The sequence below is a fragment of the Aeromonas sp. DSM 116730 genome (assembly GCF_046581335.1).
Taxonomy (GTDB): Bacteria; Pseudomonadota; Gammaproteobacteria; order Enterobacterales; family Aeromonadaceae; genus Aeromonas; species Aeromonas rivipollensis.
The window spans coordinates 1,926,125-1,944,297 of sequence record NZ_CP144265.1 but is presented as its reverse complement, the minus strand read 5'-3'; the positions used below and the strand labels follow the sequence as shown (position 1 = coordinate 1,944,297).

Genomic DNA, 18,173 nt, shown 5'->3' with positions numbered 1-18,173 from the left:
CTCTCTTTTGACAAATGCCGATTTTTTCAACAAGGGTACTCACCTACTTGCGCTGCATTTTTCGACTATTTATCGGGATGTTGCTGACACTGGCCCTGGCCGGCTGTGACTTCTATTCCCCCTCCAGCCAGCTGGAGCAGATCCGCCAACGGGGCGAGATCCGTGTTGGCACCCTCTATGGTCCCACTTCCTATTACCAGCGTGACGACACCGCCCAGGGGTTCGATTACGAGCTGGCGCAGCACTATGCCGACTGGCTGGGGGTCAAGCTGACCATAGTCCCGGCCTACTCCACCGCCGAGCTGGTCGAACAGCTGCAGAAGGGGAGCCTGGATCTCGCTGCCGCCGCCATCGTGGTGACCCCGGAGCGACGCAAGCTGTTTCGCTTCGGCCCCGGCTTCTACCAGGTCTCCCCCAAGCTGGTCTATCGCAACGGCTCCCCCAGGCCCAAGGATCTCGGCGACATCAAGGGCACCATAGTGGTGCCTGCCGGCTCCACCGGTGAGGATCTGATGAAGGAGCTGGCCAGCCAGTACCCCAATCTGAGCTGGCGCATCAACCGGGACGCCGACGTGGAAGAGCTGCTCAAGCAGGTCGCCGATGGCGAGGTGGACTACACGGTGGTGCAGGATACTGTGCTGGCCCGCACCCAGCGCTACTACCCCGAGCTCACCGAGGGGCTGACCCTGGCCAGCAAGCAGACAGTGGCCTGGGCCATGACCAAGCTGCCCGATGACAGCCTCTACGCCAGCATCATCGACTTCTTCGGCCAGCGCTTCATGGATGGCTCCATCGCCAAGCTCGACGAGAAGTACTTCGGCCACGTGCAAAACTTCGATTTCGTCGACACCCGCACCTTCCTCAAGCGGGCCAAGAGCCTGCTGCCCAAGTATCAGGCGCTGTTCCAGACCCATGCCAAGGACATAGACTGGCGCCTGCTGGCCGCCATCAGCTATCAGGAGTCCCACTGGGACCCCCAGGCCCGCTCCTACACAGGGGTGCGCGGCATGATGATGCTGACCGAGCCCACCGCCAAGGCGATGGGGGTAAACGATCGAACCCACCCGGAAGAGAGCATCAAGGGGGGCGCCCGCTACCTGCAGGAGATGATGGAGAAGGTGCCGGACTCGGTGCCGGCGGACGAGAAGGTGTGGTTTGCCCTCACCGCCTACAACATCGGCTATGGCCACATGATGGATGCCCGCCGCCTGACCAAGCAGCTCGGCAAGAATCCCGATGCCTGGAGCGACGTGAAAGAGGTGTTGCCCCTGCTGCAGCAGTCACGCTGGCATCGCAAGGTGCGCTATGGCTATGCCCGGGGTGGCGAGGCGCGCAACTACGTCAACAACGTGCGCCAGTACTACCAGAGCCTGCTCTGGCTCGACAACGAGCAGCAGAAGGCCCATCGCCGCGAAACCCTGGACGAGGACGACGGCAGCGAGCCGGCCGCCCCGGCACAGCGCCCCGCCATCATCGCCGAGGTGGTCAGCCAGATCATCACCCCCTGAGCCCTGCGGGGTGTGTCGCCTGGGGGAATTCTCTGTTACCATTGCCCCAGGCCCGAGCCTGTCTGAGAGAGGCTTATTGCAATATATTCATCAACTTGCGATACCGATGGCCGCCCATCTCAGGGGCCGTCAGTGTCGCCGGGATGACCAGGGAGAAAAACCAGATGCGAACACGCAGAAGAGCCACGTTGACCAGAAAGACCAGATGCGCCTGGAGCCCCAGACGCAAGCTGAAACTGGCCGACATGAAACGCAAGATATGGCACCGAAATCGCTCCTATACCTTGCTGATTGCGGAGCACACAACAGCATAAACCCGGCCAAGGCCGGGTTTTTTATTCCGTCAGCTCGCCTCGGCCGGGATCGCCTCGAACCGCACGGCACGCTTGGAGACCAGGCTGTTGCAGTGGTTGCAGAAGTAATCCACGGCGCCGCAAGCCCGAAGCCGCTCCAGGCTCTGCTGACAGGTCGGGCACAGGGCCCGGATCCGATAGCGGGCATGGCACTGGCTGCAGCTCACCTCGGGGCTGCGGCTGTCCAGCTCGGCCTGGCAGGCCGGGCATGTCAAGAGACTCATGGTCATCTCCTCTCAAGGGCAAGAGCACTGGGCTCATCCCTCGTTCGACAGATAGAAAAACGGCTGCCACCAGGGCAGCCGTCAGGGCTTATTTCTTGCTCTTGTTCTTCGCCTTGAGCAGGCGATCCCGTTGCCGCTCCTGGCTCAGGGTCAGGGTATTCTTCTTGCCCTCGAAGGGGTTGACCGACTCCTGGAACTCGACCCGGATCGGGGTACCCATGATCTTCAGGGATTTGCGGAAGTAGTTGATGAGATACCGCTTGTAGGAGTCCGGCAGATCGTTCAACTGGTTGCCGTGGATCACGATACGCGGCGGGTTGTAGCCACCGGCGTGGGCATACTTGAGCTTGACGCGGCGACCGTTGACCATGGGCGGCTGGTGATCTTCCTGCGCCATCTGCATGATGCGGGTCAGCATGGCGGTGCTGGTACGACGGGTGGCGGACTGGTAAGCCTCGTTGATGGACTCGAACAGATGGCCGACGCCGCTGCCGTGCAGGGCGGAGATGAAGTGGACGCGGGCGAAATCGATGAAGCCCAGGCGTCTGTCCAGCTCGTTCTTGATGTCTTCCTTCACCTTCTGATCCAGACCGTCCCACTTGTTCACCACCAGCACCACGGAGCGGCCGCTGCTCAGCACGAAGCCGAGGATGCTCAAGTCCTGATCCGTGATGGTCTCGCGAGCGTCTATCACCAGCAGGCAGACGTTGGCGTCCTCAATGGCTTTCAAGGTCTTGATGACGGAGAACTTCTCCACCGTCTCGTGCACCTTGCCACGGCGACGCACGCCGGCGGTGTCGATGACCACGTACTTCTGCTCGTCACGCTCCATGGGGATGTAGACGGAGTCGCGGGTGGTGCCCGGCATGTCATAGACGATGACGCGGTCTTCACCCAGCATGCGGTTGGTCAGGGTGGACTTGCCGACGTTGGGGCGACCGACGATGGCGAACTTGATGGGCAAGTCGGCGAACGGGGTCTCCTTGGTGTCTTCCCGGGTGTCGAGATCACCGGCGGCCACCATGCGCAGCAGGGCTTCTTCGTCGAAGTCCTCCTCTTCCTGCGCCTCTTCTTCGGCGGCGGCCTCGACCAGGGTCTCAAGGTGGGGGGCCAGCGCCAGCTCCAGCAGGCTCAGCACCCCACGACCGTGGGCGGCGGCGATCTGGTAGACCTCCCCCAGCGCCAGGCCGTAGAACTCGGAGACCGCGGAGTCACCGTCGATGCCGTCGGTCTTGTTGGCGACCAGGAACACCTTCTTGTGGGTCTTGCGCAGGTGCTCGGCGATGGCCTGATCCGCGGCGGTCAAACCGGCACGGGCATCCACCATGAAGAGCACCACATCGGCTTCCTCGATGGCCAGCAGCGACTGCTCGGCCATCTTCAGCTCGATCCCCTCCTCGGTGCCATCGATACCGCCGGTATCGACCACGATAAATTCCAGCTCGCCCAACTTCGCCTGGCCGTATTTACGGTCCCGGGTCAGGCCGGGGAAATCGGCAACCAGGGCATCCCGGGTACGGGTCAGGCGGTTAAACAGGGTGGATTTCCCCACGTTGGGGCGGCCCACCAGGGCTACTACAGGAGTCATAAAAGCCTCATTCTCAAGACGACAAAGGCTCCGGGTCCGAAGACCAGGAGCCGGATATTCAGATTGACGGGCGATCAGGGACGCTTGATAGCGTACAACTTGCCGCCACGGCTCTGCACATACAGGGTGTCACCGTCCACCAGGGGAGCGGCATAGAGACCACTGCTGTCGAGCTGCTGCATGGCCTTGATGGACCCATCGGTCCGATCCAGCCAATACAGGTAACCTTCCACATCGCCGACCACCACGTAGTCACCCAGGACGACGGGAGCTGTCACGGTGCGGTTTTCCAGCTGGGTGTTGGACCACAGCTCAAGACCATTCCGACGATCCACCGCAAACAGATGACTACGGCTGTCGGTCAGCACTATGGCATTGCCGGTGACCGCCATGTCGCGGTAGCCGGAATACTTGCGCTTCCACACCTCGTCACCCGTCATCAGCTTGCGGGCCATCAGCTGGCCATTGTAGGCGATGGCATAGAGCTCATCACCGGCAATCAGCGGACGGGCGTCCACATCGACCATGCGATCCAGCTCGGTGGCACCGCGCGGGTCGGCCACCTTGGACTGGCGCACCGGCTGGCCGTTGCTCAGCAGGGCTATGCCCACCTTGCCATCGGCACGGCCATAGAGCACGGCGCCGTTGGTGATGACAGGGGTGCTGGCGCTGCGCAGGGTCAGGGGCGGCTGCTCTTCGGACAGGGTCCACTGCAGCTTGCCCTCATCGGTATCGAGCGCCATCAGACGGCCCGAGGTGGTCAGCACCACCACGCGACCATCCTCGACGGCGGGGCTCGCCACCACTTCACCGGGCACAGTGGTCTGCCACAGCACTTCCCCGTTCGCTTCGTTCAGGGCGTAGACCACCCCGTTCTCGGAGCCGAGGAACAGCTTACCATAGCGGGAGACCAGACCGCCGGAGAGGCGGGCGCTGCGCTTGTCGGCGTTGATGGGCAAGTCTGCCAGATCCACGCTCCACAGGGTCTCGCCACTGTTGCGATCGAAGGCGGTCACATCCCCATCACGGGCGGCAGCATAGATGTGATCCTCTTCCACCACGGGTTGCAGCTGGGAGTAGAAATCACCTATGCCATCCCCGACGGAGGAGGACCACTGGGTATCGGCACTGAAGGCGGACTCCACCACGGGCAGAGGCGCCATCGGGGTCAAATCTTCCTCTGAACTGAACAGGGAGCAACCCTGCAGGGCCAGGGAGACTGCCACCCCCAGCGCCATTTTCTTGTACAGATTACGCATCCGGAGCCTCACCCGCAGTGACCGCTGGCAGCGCCAGATCGTCCATCTTCAGCTTGAGTTCGGCGCTGCTCTGCAGGCCGCCGGCATCGGCCGCCACCTGATAGGCATCGCGCGCCTCTTCGGGCTTGCCCTGCCCCAGCAGCACGTCACCACGCACTTCCGCCACCTGGGCCTTGAAGGCGTCGTTGTTGATCTTGCCAAGCTGGGCCAGGGCCTCGTCGGCCTTGCCCTGATCCTTGAGCACCCGTGCCAGGCGCAGGGCGGCGATGGGCTTGATGCTCTCGTCGCCGTTCGCGGCCACCTGGGTCAGCTGCTCGGCGGCCAGATCCAGCTTGCCCGCCTTGACCGCAGCCGCGGCCAGTTGCAGGGCAGCCAGCTCCGCATAGGCGTCGCCCTGATGGGCGCTGATAAAGCTCTTGGCCTGCTCAAGGGCGGCATCGTCACCCTTGGCGAGCTGGGCTGTCATGGCGTTATAAGCCTGGGAGGCGGCTTCCTGGTTGGTCTGCTGCAGCTCGTTGTAGTAACGCCAGCCAAAGAGGCCGACCAGACCGATCACAGTCCCGGCGAGTACCGAGGTGCCGTTCTCTTTCCACCAGCTCTTGATGACCTCAACCTGTTGTTCTTCAGTGGTATACACTTCCACAGCTTACTCTCCTTTAGCTGCCAGCAGGGCGATGGCGGCATCGACCGAGACGGTCTGTTGCTCGGCCTGGCCACGCAGATATTTGATGGTGATCTCCCCGCTTTGCACCTCGGTCTCGCCGAGGATCAGGGCAATGGCCGCGCCGCTCTTGTCGGCACGCTTGAGTTGTTTCTTGAAGTTGCCGCCACCGCAGTGGCTCATCAGGCGCAAGTCCGGCAGGGCGTCGCGCAGCCGCTCGGCAAGCTGGAAGCCTGCCTGCTCGGTGCCCTCGCCCACCATGGCCAGATAGACATCCACCGCCGGGCGGATGTCGGCGTTGAGCTCGAGGGTTTCGAGCATCAGCACCAGGCGCTCCATGCCCATGGCAAAGCCCACGCCCGGGGTCGCCTGACCGCCGAGCTGCTCCACCAGGCCGTCGTAACGGCCTCCGGCCAGGACTGTGCCCTGAGCGCCCAGGCTGCTCGTCACCCACTCGAACACAGTGAGGTTGTAGTAGTCGAGGCCGCGCACCAGCCGCTCGTTCACCTCGTATTGGATGCCGGCAGACTCGAGCAGGCGCTTGAGCCCCTCGAAGTGGGCCAGGCTCTCTTCACCCAGGTGATCGAACAGACGTGGGGCACCCACCAGAATGGCCTGTACCTTCTCGTCCTTGGAGTCGAGCACCCGCAGCGGGTTGCTGTACATGCGGCGCTGGCTCTCTTCGTCCAGCTCGCTCTTGTACTGCTCCAGGTAGGCCACCAGGGCATCGCGGTAGGCGGCGCGCTCGGCGCTCTGACCGAGCGTGTTGAGCTGCAGGGTGACGTGATCGCTGATGCCGAACAGACGCCACAGGCGGTGGGTCAGCATGATGAGCTCGGCGTCGATGTCAGGCCCGTTGATGCCAAACAGCTCGACCCCGAACTGGTGGAACTGGCGATAACGGCCCTTCTGGGGACGCTCGTGACGGAACATGGGGCCCATGTACCACATCCGGCGCTCCTGGTTGTAGAGCAGGCCGTGCTCGATGCCGGCACGGACGCAGCTGGCGGTCCCTTCCGGACGCAGGCTCAGGCTGTCGCCGTTGCGGTCTTCAAAGGTGTACATCTCTTTTTCGACCACGTCGGTCACTTCACCGATGGCGCGCTTGAACAGATGGGTCTGTTCGACGATGGGCATGCGCACTTCGCTGTAGCCGTAGCTGGCGACGACCTGGCGCAGGATCTGTTCCACTTTCTGCCATACCGGGCTCTGCTCCGGCAGGCAATCATTCATACCGCGAATAGCTTGGATCTGTTTTGCCACGTTGATACTCGAGAAAAAGAGGTAAAATTTGGCCGCATTATAGGGATTTTCGGCCCCGAGGTAAAATCAGGGTGCCCGGATGCGGGATTTAAAATCAACAACCTAAAGCCGGGGCCACCCCAGGTGGCCCCTCAATGGTTCAACCTTTGTCCACCTGGATCTGGTTGGCCGGATCCAGCATGGCCGCCCGGGCGCGGATACGGCGCTCCAGGGTCGGGATGAGATCCTTGTTGTCGAGCCGGTCGACCCGCTGGCCCCCTTCATAGAAGGCACTCTTGTTGGCGGCGCCCGCCAGCCCCAGATCCGAGACCAGGGCCTCGCCCGGGCCGTTCACCACGCAGCCGATGATGGAGACGTCCATCGGGGTGATGATGTCCTCGAGCCGCTCTTCCAGGGCGTTCACCGTCCCTATCACATCGAACTCCTGACGGGAGCAGGAGGGACAGGCGATGAAGTTGATGCCGCGAGAGCGAATGCGCAGGGACTTGAGAATATCGAAGCCCACCTTCACCTCTTCCACCGGATCGGCGGCCAGGGAGATGCGGATGGTGTCGCCTATGCCATCGGCCAGCAGCATGCCGAGCCCGATGGCGGATTTCACCGCGCCGGCACGGAAGCCGCCCGCCTCGGTGATCCCCAGGTGCAGCGGCTGGTCGATCTGCTTGGCCAGCAAGCGATAGGCACCGACCGCCAGGAAGACGTCGGAGGCCTTGACGCTCACCTTGAAATTCTCAAAGTTGAGGCGATCCAGGTAATCCACGTGGCGCATGGCAGACTCGAGCAGGGCTTCCGGGGTCGGCTCGCCATACTTTTCCTGGATATCACGCTCCAGGGAGCCGCCGTTGACGCCGATGCGGATCGGAATGTTGTAATGACGGGCACAGTCGACCACGGCGCGCACCCGCTCTTCGTTGCCTATGTTGCCCGGGTTGATGCGCAGGCAGTCGGCACCGTATTCGGCCACTTTCAGGGCGATGCGGTAGTCGAAGTGGATGTCGGCGACGATGGGAATGCGGGTCTGCTGTTTGATGAGCTTGAAGGCTTCCGCCGCTTCCATGGTCGGTACCGAGACCCGGACTATGTCAGCGCCAACCCGCTCGATCCGCTGGATCTGCTCGACGGTGGCGGAGACATCCGTGGTCTTGGTGTTGGTCATGGTTTGCACCGTGATGGGGGCATTGCCCCCAACCGGCACATTGCCGACCATGATCTGCCTGGATTGACGACGAATAATGGGGGATTCGTGAGCGGACATGGCGGACAGATTACTCCTGCGGCAGTGAGAAGCGAGCAGTCCGGCCGTTGTTGTAACGGCTCATGTCGAAGGACTTGCCCTGGTATTCGAGATTGACCGCCATGGGCGCGCCAACGATGAATCTGAGTGGCTCGGGTCCTTCCAGCACAAGCTCGTCGTTCGCCTTCTTCAGACCGCTGAACAGGGTCTTGCCGTTGGCATCCTTGACATCCAGCCAGCAGTCGGCGGTGAAGCTCATCTTGAGCTGGGGCGCCTTGCCAGGTTCGGTGGCGGCCGGCTCTGCCGGTGCCAGGGTTGCCTCAGCAGCCGAGGCCTCGGTAGACAGGGCGGCACTGGTCGCGGCAACGACGGCAGGCACAGTGGCGGCGGCGTCACTCACCACAACTTCCGTCGCCACGGCGTCGGAGGCCACGGGCAATACGGGGTCGGCGACATCCACGGCGGGCGTCACGCTGGCGACAGACATCGTCTGCTCCGTGCCCATCTCGCTCGCCGCCAGGGCTTCATCCCCGGCGGAACGACGTGCAGTGCTCTGCCACCACCAGGCGATGGAGAGCGCGATCAGCACCAGGATCACCAGCCAGGTCACCACCTTGAGCCGACTGTCGTTGGCTTGCTGGCGGGAGCGACGGGAAAAGCTCTGCATGTCGATGTTATCGGGCGGCGTCAGTCCCAGCTTGTCGTAGGCCGCGAGTATGGTCTCCTCGGGAATGCCGACCAGCTTGGCATAGGCGCGCAGATAGCCGCGAATGAAGGTGTGGGACGTATGTTTGTCGTAGGTATCCGCCTCGATGGCGGCGATCAGGGTCAGACGAAGGTGAATGCGGGACGCAACCTGCTCTCGCGTCCAGCCAAGCTGTTCACGGGCGTTGCGCAGCAGCTGGCCTGGGCCCACTGCCTGGGAGTCGTCTTGAAAATCGTGTGGCTGTTCAGTAGTCATTGGCTAAGTAACGCTTGGCTTGTTGCGAAGTGGGATATTGCCTTACCAGCTCAGTCCCGAATTGGTGAAGTAATGCCGGTTTGTCCATGGCCTGGGCCAGCCGCAGCCGGAGCCAGAGGCTCTCCTCGTTTTCGTCTGCCACTTCGGCAAAACGCACGAGGTAAGACTGCACATCAGGCAGCTTGCCATCTTTCATGGAAAGCTCGGCCATGTCCAGCAATAACCTTGGATTGCGGGGATTATACCCCAAGGCCAGACGATAGTACTCGTTGGCCTTGTCATTTCTGTTATTTTGCACCGAGCAGAGCGCCGCATTCTCGTAGGTATCGGCGATCTTGACGTAATCTGGCTGGCTGACCGCCTGCAGGAATGCCTTCTCTGCCTCCTCGAAACGCCCACGGTTGCACAGGAAGGCACCGTAGTTGTTCATCGCGTCAGCATTGGTCGGATCCATGGCCAGCGCCTTCTTGTAGTTCTCCTCGGCCGCCTTGAAATCGGATACCTGCTGGTAGAAATAGGCGAAGCCGATATAGACCTGAGGGTTGCTGGGATCGTACTGGAGGGCGCGGTCAAGGTTGAATTTGGCCTGTTCGGCATTGCCCTGACGCAGATATTGAATACCCAGATCGAGACGGGTCTGGGCAGCCGCCTTGAAGTCGGGACCCACTTCACGCTGGGTCGAATTCTGGCCAGCGTAAGTGGTCTCGGTGACACAGCCAGGCAGCGCGCAGAGCGCTGCCACTACGATCAATGTACGGATATCCATTTCCTGTCTATACAATGGCTTAGCGAGTTAAACCATTTTGACGGAAATCCCATCCTGTTGCATCCGATTTTTCATGGTGCGCTTGGTGCGGTCGATCACCTCCCCCACCAGCTGGCCACAGGCGGCGTCTATGTCATCCCCGCGGGTCTTGCGCACTATGACGGTCAGGCCGTATTCCATCAGCACCTTGGAGAAACGGTCGATGCGGCTGTTGCTCGGCTTGCCGAACGGATTGCCCGGGAAGGGGTTGAAGGGGATCAGGTTGATCTTGCAAGGGGTCTCTTTGAGGACCTGCGCCAGCTCGTGGGCATGCTGCATGTCGTCATTGATATGATCGAGCAGCACATACTCCACCGTCACCCGGCCGCCATTGGCGTTGGATTTGGCCAGATAACGGCGCACTCCCGCCAGGAAGGCCTCGATGTTGTACTTGTCGTTGATCGGCATGATCTCGGAGCGCAACTTGTCGTTCGGCGCATGCAGGGAGATGGCCAGGGCCACGTCGATCTGGTCCCCCAACATGTCCAGTGCCGGTACCACACCGGAGGTGGAGAGAGTGACGCGGCGCTTGGATATGCCAAAACCAAAGTCATCCATCATCAGGCTCATGGCTGGCACCACGTTGGCGAGGTTCAGCAACGGCTCGCCCATGCCCATCATCACCACGTTGGTGATGGGGCGCTTGCCACCGACTATCTTGGCGGCGCGCCAGACCTGGCCGATGATCTCGGAAACCTTCAGGTTGCGGTTGAAACCTTGCTGGGCGGTGGAGCAGAAGGTGCACGCCAGGGCGCAGCCGACCTGGGAGGAGACACAGAGGGTCGCACGATCCGCCTCCGGGATGTAGACGGTCTCGACTTCCTGATCCCCGACCTGCAGGGCCCACTTGATGGTGCCATCTGCGGAGCGTTGCTCGCGGCTCACCTCGGGGGCGCGGATCTCGGCAATGGCCTTGAGACGCTCACGCAACGCCTTGTTGACGTTGCTCATCTGATCGAAGTCATCACAACCGGAGTGGTAGATCCACTTCATTATCTGATCTGCCCGGAACGGCTTCTCGCCCAGCTCGACGAAGAAGGCACGCATGGCATCCCGATCGAGATCCAGCAGGTTGGTTTTTGTTTCGCTCATCAAGGGCCTCAGCTCACACACTTCATAAATTATCGGCTGACCTACGTCAGGGGGCGGCATTGTACAAATAATGGGTCTGCCTTTCCACCTGGAGAATAAGGGGATATTGACCGAATGACCAAAAAACAAAAGGGAGCCGAGGCTCCCTTGATGATCTTCTGACGAAAATCAGCCGCGCGGGCAGATCTCGGCGTCGGAGAAGAAGTAGGCGATTTCACGGGCGGCAGAGGCCGGGGCATCGGAACCGTGCACGGCGTTGCGATCTATGCTCTCGGCGTAGCAGGAACGCAGGGTACCGGCCAGGGCCTCTTTCGGGTTGGTGGCGCCCATGATTTCGCGGTGACGGCGAATGGCGTCTTCCCCTTCCAGCACCTGTACCATGACGGGACCCGAGGTCATGAAAGCGACCAGGCCATCATAGAAAGGCTTGCCCTGGTGTTCGGCGTAGAAACCGGCGGCCTGTTCGCTGCTCAGGTGCAGCATCTTGGCGGCAACCACTTTCAGGCCGGAGCTCTCGAAGCGGCTGTAGATGGCACCGATCAGGTTCTTGCTGACCGCGTCCGGCTTGACGATAGAGAAGGTACGTTCGATAGCCATTGAGTTCTTTCCTTAACTACAGAGTTTTATTGTAGGAATCCATGTTCGGCGGCGATTATACGTAAACAAAAAACGAAATAACACACAAAAAAGCAACTTTTTATTAAACAAATAATTCCTTGAAACAACATGGTGACTCATCTTGTGCCATGGCACTGAGAAAAAATGTGCGCTTGTGCACGATAGTCACGCTAACCCGCTAAAACCCTATCTATTGCTCATATAACCAGCACCACTGAAAAGGGCACCCCGAGGTGCCCTTTCGCCTTGTCATGCCCCTCGGCGCGTCTCCGCCAGCAGGGTATGGGCTATGGTGCGCATCCCCAGGGTGTTGGCCCCGGGGGCCCAGAGGTTGTCGCCGTTCTCGCTGAAACAAGCGGCCAGATCCACGTGCAGCCAGCCCTGCCCTTCATTGCCGACGAAGCGGGAGAGGAAACCCGCCGCGTTGGAGGCACCGCCCGGGCCACCGCCCGGCACCGGACGGCTGTTGGCCGTGTCGGCGTAGTGGGATGGGCACTGCTGGCGGTGCCAGGGCTCGAGCGGCAGCGGCCAGGCCGGCTCCTGCTCCGCATCCGAGTAGGCCATGGCGCGGCTCACCAGCCCCTTGTCCAGACCAAACAGGGCGTTGTAGCGTCCCCCCAGCGCCATTACCGCGGCCCCCGTCAGGGTGGCGGCGTCAATGATGAGGGGCGCGCCGGATTCACCGGCGAGCTGCAGGCCGTCGGCCAACACCAGGCGCCCCTCTGCGTCTGTGTTGACGATTTCGACCGTGGTGCCGTTCTTGTAGGTGAGGATGTCACCCAGCTTGTAGGCATGGCCGGAGACCAGATTCTCGGCGCAGCAGAGGATGAGCTTCACCCGCTTGTCGAGGCCGCGCAGTATGGCCAGCGCCAGGGCGCCGGTGACAATGGCCGCCCCCCCCATGTCATGCTTCATGGTGAGCATGCCCTGGGAGGTTTTCATGGAGTAGCCGCCGGAGTCGAAGGTGATCCCCTTGCCCACCAGGGCCGCCACCACGGGGGCGTTGCGATCCCCGGTGGGGTTGTAGTCCAGCTCCAGCATCACGGGCTCCCGATCGCTGCCGCGGCCAACCTGATAGAGACCGACCCAACCCGCCTGTTGCAGCGCCTCCCCCTTGAGGATGCGATGGCTGATCCTGTCCGGCGCCAGCTCGGTGATGAAGGCCGCCGCCTCCACCGCCAGCTCCAGCGGGCCCAGCTGCTCCGGGGTCGCATTGGTCATCTCGCGCACCCAGCGCCCGCACAGCCAGCGCGCCTCCAGCTCCTCCCTGTCCTCTTCGGACGAGGTCGCCCACTGCAGCTCCACCTCTGCCTTGGGGGTCTGCAGCCCCTGGGCGAAGGCCCACTGCTGCTCGCGCTCCCAGTGACCGCACAGGGCGACCTTCTGGATCCCCTGACCACAGAGGCGGCGGGCCGCCTGCTGGATATCCAGCAAGGGCGACGCCGTCACCAGGTGGATCACCATGCCATCGGGGCGATGGGAAAGCAGTGCCCCCTCTCCCCACTCGGGGGCGGCAAATTCACGGCTCAGCCAGATGTTCATTGAGTCACCTCCTGCAGCCAGCGGGCGATAGTGCGCAGACCGTGGCCCTTGGCGCCAGTCGCCCACAGCTCGTTGCCGGATTTTTGATAGGAGGCGGCGAGATCCAGGTGCACCCAGCCCTTGCCCTCGTCACGCACGAAGCGCGACAAAAACGCGGCCGCCGTGGTGGCACCGGCCGTGCCTTCGGCGGAGGCCACGTTGCCCAGCTCGGCGAAGGCCGAGGTGAGCTGACCCACATGCCAGGGTTCCAGCGGCAGGGGCCAGGCCTTCTCGTTCTCGGCTTTAGCGGCGGCCAGGGCGCGCTGCTGCTCGGTTTCATCCAGCGCAAACACCGCGTTGTAGTCACGGCCCAGCGCCGTCTTGGCGGCGCCGGTCAGGGTGGCGGCATCGAGAATGTGGGCCGCGCCGCTGTCGGAGGCCGCCAGCAGGCCATCGGCCAGCACCAGACGCCCTTCTGCGTCAGTGTTCTGGATCTCCACCGAGATGCCGTTCTTGTAGGTGAGGATGTCACCCAGCTTGAAGGCGTGGCCGGAGACCAGGTTCTCGGCGCAGCAGAGAATGAGCTTCACTCGCTTGTCGAGGCCACGGCTGATGGCGAGCGCCAGGGCGCCGGTCACCATGGCGGCACCGCCCATGTCGGACTTCATCGGCAGCATGTTGTCAGAGGACTTCATGGAGTAGCCGCCGGAGTCGAAGGTGATGCCCTTGCCCACCAGGGCCGCCACCACGGGGGCGTTGCGATCCCCGGTCGGGTTGTAGTCCAGCTCCAGCAGCACGGGCTCGCGCTCGCTGCCGCGGCCCACCGACCAGATCCCGATATGACCGGCCTCCCGCAGGGCTTCTCCTGCGGTGATGCGGGCGGTGACCTGATCGCCACCCAGGCCGCGGATCAGCAGCAGGGCGGACTCCGCCAGGCTCATGGGGTAGATCTCTTCCGGGCAACCGTTGGTCACCTCGCGCACCCAGCGGGTCGCCTTGATCAGCGCCTCCAGCTCACGGGCCTGCGCCGCGCTCTGCTCGCCGAAGTCCAGTTCACGCTGCCCCTTGGCGGCATAGAAGCCCTGGGCGAAGGCGTAACGACGCTCCAGATCCCAACCCTCACCGGCCAGGCTCACCCGCTTGATGCCACTCGATTCGAGTCGGCGGGCTGCCCGCTGAATGGTGCGCAAGGCATCCTGCTGCTGGGCGGTGGCGCCCAGATGGATCAGGGTCTCCTCACCGCTGAAACTGAGCAGGGCGCCTTCACCCCAGACTGCGGCAGCGGCCTGGGTGGATAACAGTACCTTCATCATGTCAGCCATCTTCTCTTGCTTCCTTTTTTCTTGGCACGATTCATTAACAACGCGGGGTAACGGAGACAAAAAAGGCCGTTCCCCCGAGGGGTACGGCCTTCACCATATCATCACTGCACCATGGGATGCTGCACGCGCAATTCACTCATGTGTAATTAGCGGGTCAATCAGTGGCGCTCGGAGGCGAGGTTGATGGTGTACTTGGGCAGCTCCACCACCAGATCCTCGTCCGCCAGACGGGCCTGGCAGCTCAGACGGGATTCCGGCTCCAGTCCCCATGCCTTGTCCAGCATGTCGTCTTCCAGCTCATCGCTCGGCTCGAGGGAGTCAAAGCCCTCCCGCACCACGCAGTGGCAGGTGGTACAGGCACAGGACTTCTCGCAGGCATGCTCGATCTCGATGCCGTTGCGCAGGGCGATGTCCAGTATGGTCTCACCGGTTGCGCCCTCGAGGGCAGCGCCGTCCGGACAGAGTTCGGGGTGAGGCAGAATGATCAGTTTTGGCATATTACACCTTGTTGACGTTTTGGCCGGTCAGCACCTTGCGAATGGAGGCATCCATGCGACGGGCCGCAAACTCGCCACTGACGGCATCCGCCGCCTCGATGGCATCTTTGATTTGATTGGTTGTGCCTGTGGCACGCATGGCCAGCAGATGAGTGATCGCGGCATCGATCTCGGCACGTTCGGCGGCGCTCAACAGCGCCTCGCCATCGGCGGCCAGCGCCACATTGAGGCTCTCCACCACCCGATCGGCTTCGACCTGCTGTTCCGCCAGCATGCGGGCATCCATGTCCTGCTGGGCATTGGCGATGGAGGCGCTCAGCATGCTGAGGATGTCCTCTTCCGCCAAGCCATAGGAGGGCTTGACCTGGATCTCCGCCTGCACGCCGGAGGACTTCTCCATCGCGCTGACCGACAGCAGCCCGTCCGCATCCACCTGGAAGGTGACGCGAATGTGGGCGGCGCCGGCCGCCATGGGCGGAATACCGGTCAGGGTGAAGCGGGCCAGGGAGCGGCAATCCGCCACCAGCTCGCGCTCTCCCTGCACCACGTGGATGGCCATGGCAGTCTGGCCATCCTTGAAAGTGGTGAACTCCTGGGCGCGAGCCACCGGTATGGTGGTATTGCGCGGGATCACCTTCTCGGCGAGCCCCCCCATGGTCTCAAGACCGAGGGAGAGCGGGATGACGTCCAGCAGCAGCATCTCGGCATCGGGCTTGTTGCCCACCAGGATGTCGGCCTGGATGGCGGCGCCGATGGCGACCACCTTGTCCGGATCTATGCTGGTCAGGGGCGTACGCTGGAAGAACTCCCCCACCTGCTCGCGCACCAGCGGCACCCGGGTGGAGCCCCCTACCATCACCACTTCCAGCACTTCCACCTGCTCGAGCCCCGCATCGCGCAGGGCGCGGCGGCAAGCCAGCAGGGTGCGCTTGACCAGCGGCATGATGAGCTCGTCGAACTGGCTGCGGCTCACCTCCCCCTGCCAACCGGCAAAGGTGCAGGAAACGCGGTCGGCATCGGTCAGGCCGTGCTTGACCGCCGCCGCCACGTCCAGCAGCTCGCGCTGGGTGCGGGCATCGAGCTGGCCGCTCAGGCCGGCTTGTGCCTTGATCCAGTCCGCCAGCAGGTGATCGAAGTCATCGCCCCCCAGCGCCGAGTCGCCGCCGGTGGCCATCACCTCGAACACACCGCGATGCAGGCGCAGGATGGAGATGTCGAAGGTGCCGCCACCGAGGTCATAGACGGCAATCACCCCTTCCTGACCGGAGTCGAGGCCGTAGGCGATGGCGGCGGCAGTGGGTTCATTGAGCAGCCGCAGCACGTGCAGGCCGGCCAGACGAGCCGCATCCTTGGTGCCCTGGCGCTGGGCGTCGTCGAAATAGGCGGGCACAGTGATGACCACGCCATCGAGGTCGCCGCCGAGGGAGGCTGCGCCGCGCTCGGCCAATTTTTTCAGGATCTCGGCCGAAACCTGCACCGGATTGACCAGCCCCTGGCGGGTCTGGATCTGGGGCATGCCGTTGTCGGCGGCCACGAACTCGTAAGGCTGCTGACGGGTATCCATGTCGGCCAGCGCCTTGCCCATCATCCGTTTGACCGAGACTATGGTGTTGTGGGGATCGAGGGAGGCTTCGCGCTTGGCATCAAAGCCCACCCGGATGGCGTCGGCCTGGCTCCCGGCAGCTTGATAGTGCACCACAGAGGGCAGCAGATCGCGCCCTTGCTCGTCACACAGGGTATCGGCCTGGCCGCTGCGGACGGCGGCGACCAGGGAGTTGGTGGTGCCGAGATCGATGCCAACGGCACGTTTGTGCTGATGAGGCGCGGCGCTCTGGCCGGGCTCGGCGATTTGCAGTAATGCCATGGGTAATCACAATTCCAGCGTTAGAGGGTCAAGACTCGAACAGCGAGTCTTCGAATCGTTCCAGCTCCTCGAGGAGCTTGTCGACAAACTTGAGTTTGCGCACGCAATCGGCCGCCGTCAGATCTTCACCCGCGGTGAGGGCGTCGGTCAGCCGTTGCATCAGAGACTGGTGATCATGCCTGATCTCGCGACGAAAATCTTCGATGGCACGCTCAGGACTCGCATTCCCTTTCAGGTCAGCCAGACGCTCGCGCCACTCCAGCTGTTGCATCAGGAAGGCGGTGTCTTGCAGAGTCTGTTGCTCGCCTCGAATGTCGGTGCCGCGCAGGGAGAGCAGGTATTCGGCTCGGCGCAGGGGGGACTTGAGGGTAGTGAAGGCATCGTTGATCTGGGCGGCACGCTGCACCGCGGCCAACTGCTCCCGCTCGGGGGCGGTGGCAAAACGATCGGGGTGGAACCGGGTTTGCAACTGGCGGTAGGTGTCTGCCAGCTGGCGGGTATCGAGCTCGAAGCCCTCTGCCAGCCCGAACAGCTCGAAATGATTCATTCTGTGTCCTCAGACTCGAAGGCTAGTGCCTTGCTCAACATCCATCTTGAACGGCAAAGCCGGCAGCAGGCTGCCGGCTTCATCGATTAGACGCTGAAGCTCTCGCCACAACCGCACTCGCCCTTGGCGTTCGGGTTGTTGAACTGGAAGCCCTCGTTGAGGCCCTCCTTGACGAAGTCCAGCTCGGTGCCATCCAGATGGATCAGGCTCTTGGCATCGACGATGATCTTGACACCGTTCTGCTCGAACACCTGATCCTCAGCGGCCAGCTCATCCACAAACTCGAGCACATAGGCAAGGCCAGAACAGCCGGTGGTCTTAACGCCGAGGCGCAGGCCTATGCCCTTGCCCCGGTTGGTTATAAAAGAGGAAACCCGTGCCGCTGCGGCATCTGTCATGGTAATGGCCATACTGCTCTCCGGACCTTAGAGACCTTTCTTCTGCTTGTAATCGGCGATGGCGGCCTTGATGGCATCCTCCGCCAGAATGGAGCAGTGGATCTTCACCGGTGGCAGGGCCAGCTCTTCGGCGATGTCGGTATTCTTGATACCGGCGGCTTCGTCCAGGGTCTTGCCCTTGACCCACTCGGTCACCAGGGAGCTGGAGGCGATGGCGGAACCACAGCCGTAGGTCTTGAACTTGGCATCTTCGATGATGCCGTCGTCGCTGATCTTCAGTTGCAGCTTCATCACGTCGCCACAGGCCGGGGCGCCGACCATGCCGGTCGCGATGCTGGGATCGTTCTTGTCAAAACCACCGACGTTGCGGGGATTCTCGTAGTGGTCGATTACTTTTTCACTGTAAGCCATATCTAACTCCTGCTAATTCCGTTGTTCACCAAACACTTGCCACGCTG

General features: G+C 62.3%; 18 protein-coding genes. 1 reads left to right on the top strand and 17 read right to left on the bottom strand.

Features of this window, described 5'->3' with window-relative positions; translation table 11 throughout:
* The first annotated feature begins 14 nt into the window (after positions 1–14).
* Positions 15–1,508 (top strand): membrane-bound lytic murein transglycosylase MltF, encoded by a 1,494-nt coding sequence (mltF, locus tag Aeroheme_RS08885; RefSeq protein ID WP_111912205.1) that lies wholly within the window; start codon positions 15–17, stop codon positions 1,506–1,508.
* A gap of 343 nt (positions 1,509–1,851) precedes the next feature.
* Here mltF and Aeroheme_RS08880 read toward each other — a convergent pair whose 3' ends face one another.
* From Aeroheme_RS08880 to iscU, 17 genes are all read right to left on the bottom strand, one after another.
* Positions 1,852–2,085, bottom strand: coding sequence for a zinc ribbon domain-containing protein (locus tag Aeroheme_RS08880; RefSeq protein ID WP_168235257.1), 234 nt, complete (start codon positions 2,083–2,085; stop codon positions 1,852–1,854).
* Between the two features lie 88 nt (positions 2,086–2,173).
* Entirely contained in the window at positions 2,174–3,673 is a 1,500-nt protein-coding gene (gene der / locus Aeroheme_RS08875; protein ID WP_106886585.1) for a ribosome biogenesis GTPase Der, read from the bottom strand.
* A 74-nt stretch (positions 3,674–3,747) separates the two neighbouring features.
* Entirely contained in the window at positions 3,748–4,932 is a 1,185-nt protein-coding gene (gene bamB / locus Aeroheme_RS08870) for an outer membrane protein assembly factor BamB (protein WP_106886584.1), read from the bottom strand.
* A complete protein-coding gene (locus tag Aeroheme_RS08865; RefSeq protein WP_041205942.1) occupies positions 4,925–5,575 on the bottom strand; it encodes a YfgM family protein in 651 nt (216 codons plus the stop codon). The genes bamB and Aeroheme_RS08865 overlap by 8 nt, the downstream gene beginning before the upstream one ends.
* A 3-nt stretch (positions 5,576–5,578) precedes the next feature.
* A complete protein-coding gene (gene hisS / locus Aeroheme_RS08860; RefSeq protein WP_163147511.1) occupies positions 5,579–6,856 on the bottom strand; it encodes a histidine--tRNA ligase in 1,278 nt (425 codons plus the stop codon).
* Positions 6,857–6,995: 139 nt separating this feature from the next.
* Positions 6,996–8,111 carry a flavodoxin-dependent (E)-4-hydroxy-3-methylbut-2-enyl-diphosphate synthase gene (ispG, locus tag Aeroheme_RS08855; RefSeq protein ID WP_411167111.1) on the bottom strand — a complete coding sequence of 372 codons (1,116 nt, stop codon included), beginning with the start codon at positions 8,109–8,111 and terminating at the stop codon, positions 6,996–6,998.
* A gap of 10 nt (positions 8,112–8,121) precedes the next feature.
* The gene (locus Aeroheme_RS08850) at positions 8,122–9,051 is read right to left on the bottom strand and encodes a RodZ domain-containing protein (protein WP_289977314.1); all 930 of its coding nucleotides are present in this window, start codon (positions 9,049–9,051) and stop codon (positions 8,122–8,124) included.
* Entirely contained in the window at positions 9,041–9,832 is a 792-nt protein-coding gene (tapF, locus tag Aeroheme_RS08845) for a PilW family type IVa pilus biogenesis/stability lipoprotein TapF (protein ID WP_106886581.1), read from the bottom strand. The genes Aeroheme_RS08850 and tapF overlap by 11 nt, the downstream gene beginning before the upstream one ends.
* A 12-nt stretch (positions 9,833–9,844) precedes the next feature.
* The gene (locus tag Aeroheme_RS08840; protein WP_025327235.1) at positions 9,845–10,948 is read right to left on the bottom strand and encodes a bifunctional tRNA (adenosine(37)-C2)-methyltransferase TrmG/ribosomal RNA large subunit methyltransferase RlmN; all 1,104 of its coding nucleotides are present in this window, start codon (positions 10,946–10,948) and stop codon (positions 9,845–9,847) included.
* Between the two features lie 168 nt (positions 10,949–11,116).
* Positions 11,117–11,545: a nucleoside-diphosphate kinase gene (gene ndk, locus Aeroheme_RS08835; protein ID WP_408848810.1), complete on the bottom strand. Its 429-nt coding sequence runs from the start codon at positions 11,543–11,545 to the stop codon at positions 11,117–11,119.
* A 270-nt stretch (positions 11,546–11,815) separates the two neighbouring features.
* Positions 11,816–13,108 carry an aminopeptidase PepB gene (pepB, locus tag Aeroheme_RS08830; protein WP_289977326.1) on the bottom strand — a complete coding sequence of 431 codons (1,293 nt, stop codon included), beginning with the start codon at positions 13,106–13,108 and terminating at the stop codon, positions 11,816–11,818.
* Positions 13,105–14,409 carry an aminopeptidase PepB gene (gene pepB / locus Aeroheme_RS08825; protein ID WP_411167110.1) on the bottom strand — a complete coding sequence of 435 codons (1,305 nt, stop codon included), beginning with the start codon at positions 14,407–14,409 and terminating at the stop codon, positions 13,105–13,107. Before pepB (Aeroheme_RS08825) ends, pepB (Aeroheme_RS08830) begins: the two co-directional genes overlap by 4 nt.
* 158 nt (positions 14,410–14,567) lie before the next feature.
* Positions 14,568–14,906: an ISC system 2Fe-2S type ferredoxin gene (gene fdx / locus Aeroheme_RS08820; protein WP_005324284.1), complete on the bottom strand. Its 339-nt coding sequence runs from the start codon at positions 14,904–14,906 to the stop codon at positions 14,568–14,570.
* Position 14,907: 1 nt separating this feature from the next.
* Positions 14,908–16,770 (bottom strand): Fe-S protein assembly chaperone HscA, encoded by a 1,863-nt coding sequence (gene hscA, locus Aeroheme_RS08815; protein ID WP_411167109.1) that lies wholly within the window; start codon positions 16,768–16,770, stop codon positions 14,908–14,910.
* Positions 16,771–16,798: 28 nt separating this feature from the next.
* Positions 16,799–17,317, bottom strand: a complete 519-nt coding sequence (gene hscB, locus Aeroheme_RS08810) for a co-chaperone HscB (protein WP_163147502.1) — start codon at positions 17,315–17,317, stop codon at positions 16,799–16,801.
* Positions 17,318–17,403: 86 nt separating this feature from the next.
* A complete protein-coding gene (gene iscA, locus Aeroheme_RS08805; protein WP_005324290.1) occupies positions 17,404–17,727 on the bottom strand; it encodes an iron-sulfur cluster assembly protein IscA in 324 nt (107 codons plus the stop codon).
* A 15-nt stretch (positions 17,728–17,742) separates the two neighbouring features.
* Positions 17,743–18,126, bottom strand: coding sequence for a Fe-S cluster assembly scaffold IscU (gene iscU, locus Aeroheme_RS08800; RefSeq protein ID WP_005299770.1), 384 nt, complete (start codon positions 18,124–18,126; stop codon positions 17,743–17,745).
* Between the last annotated feature and the right edge of the window lie 47 nt (positions 18,127–18,173).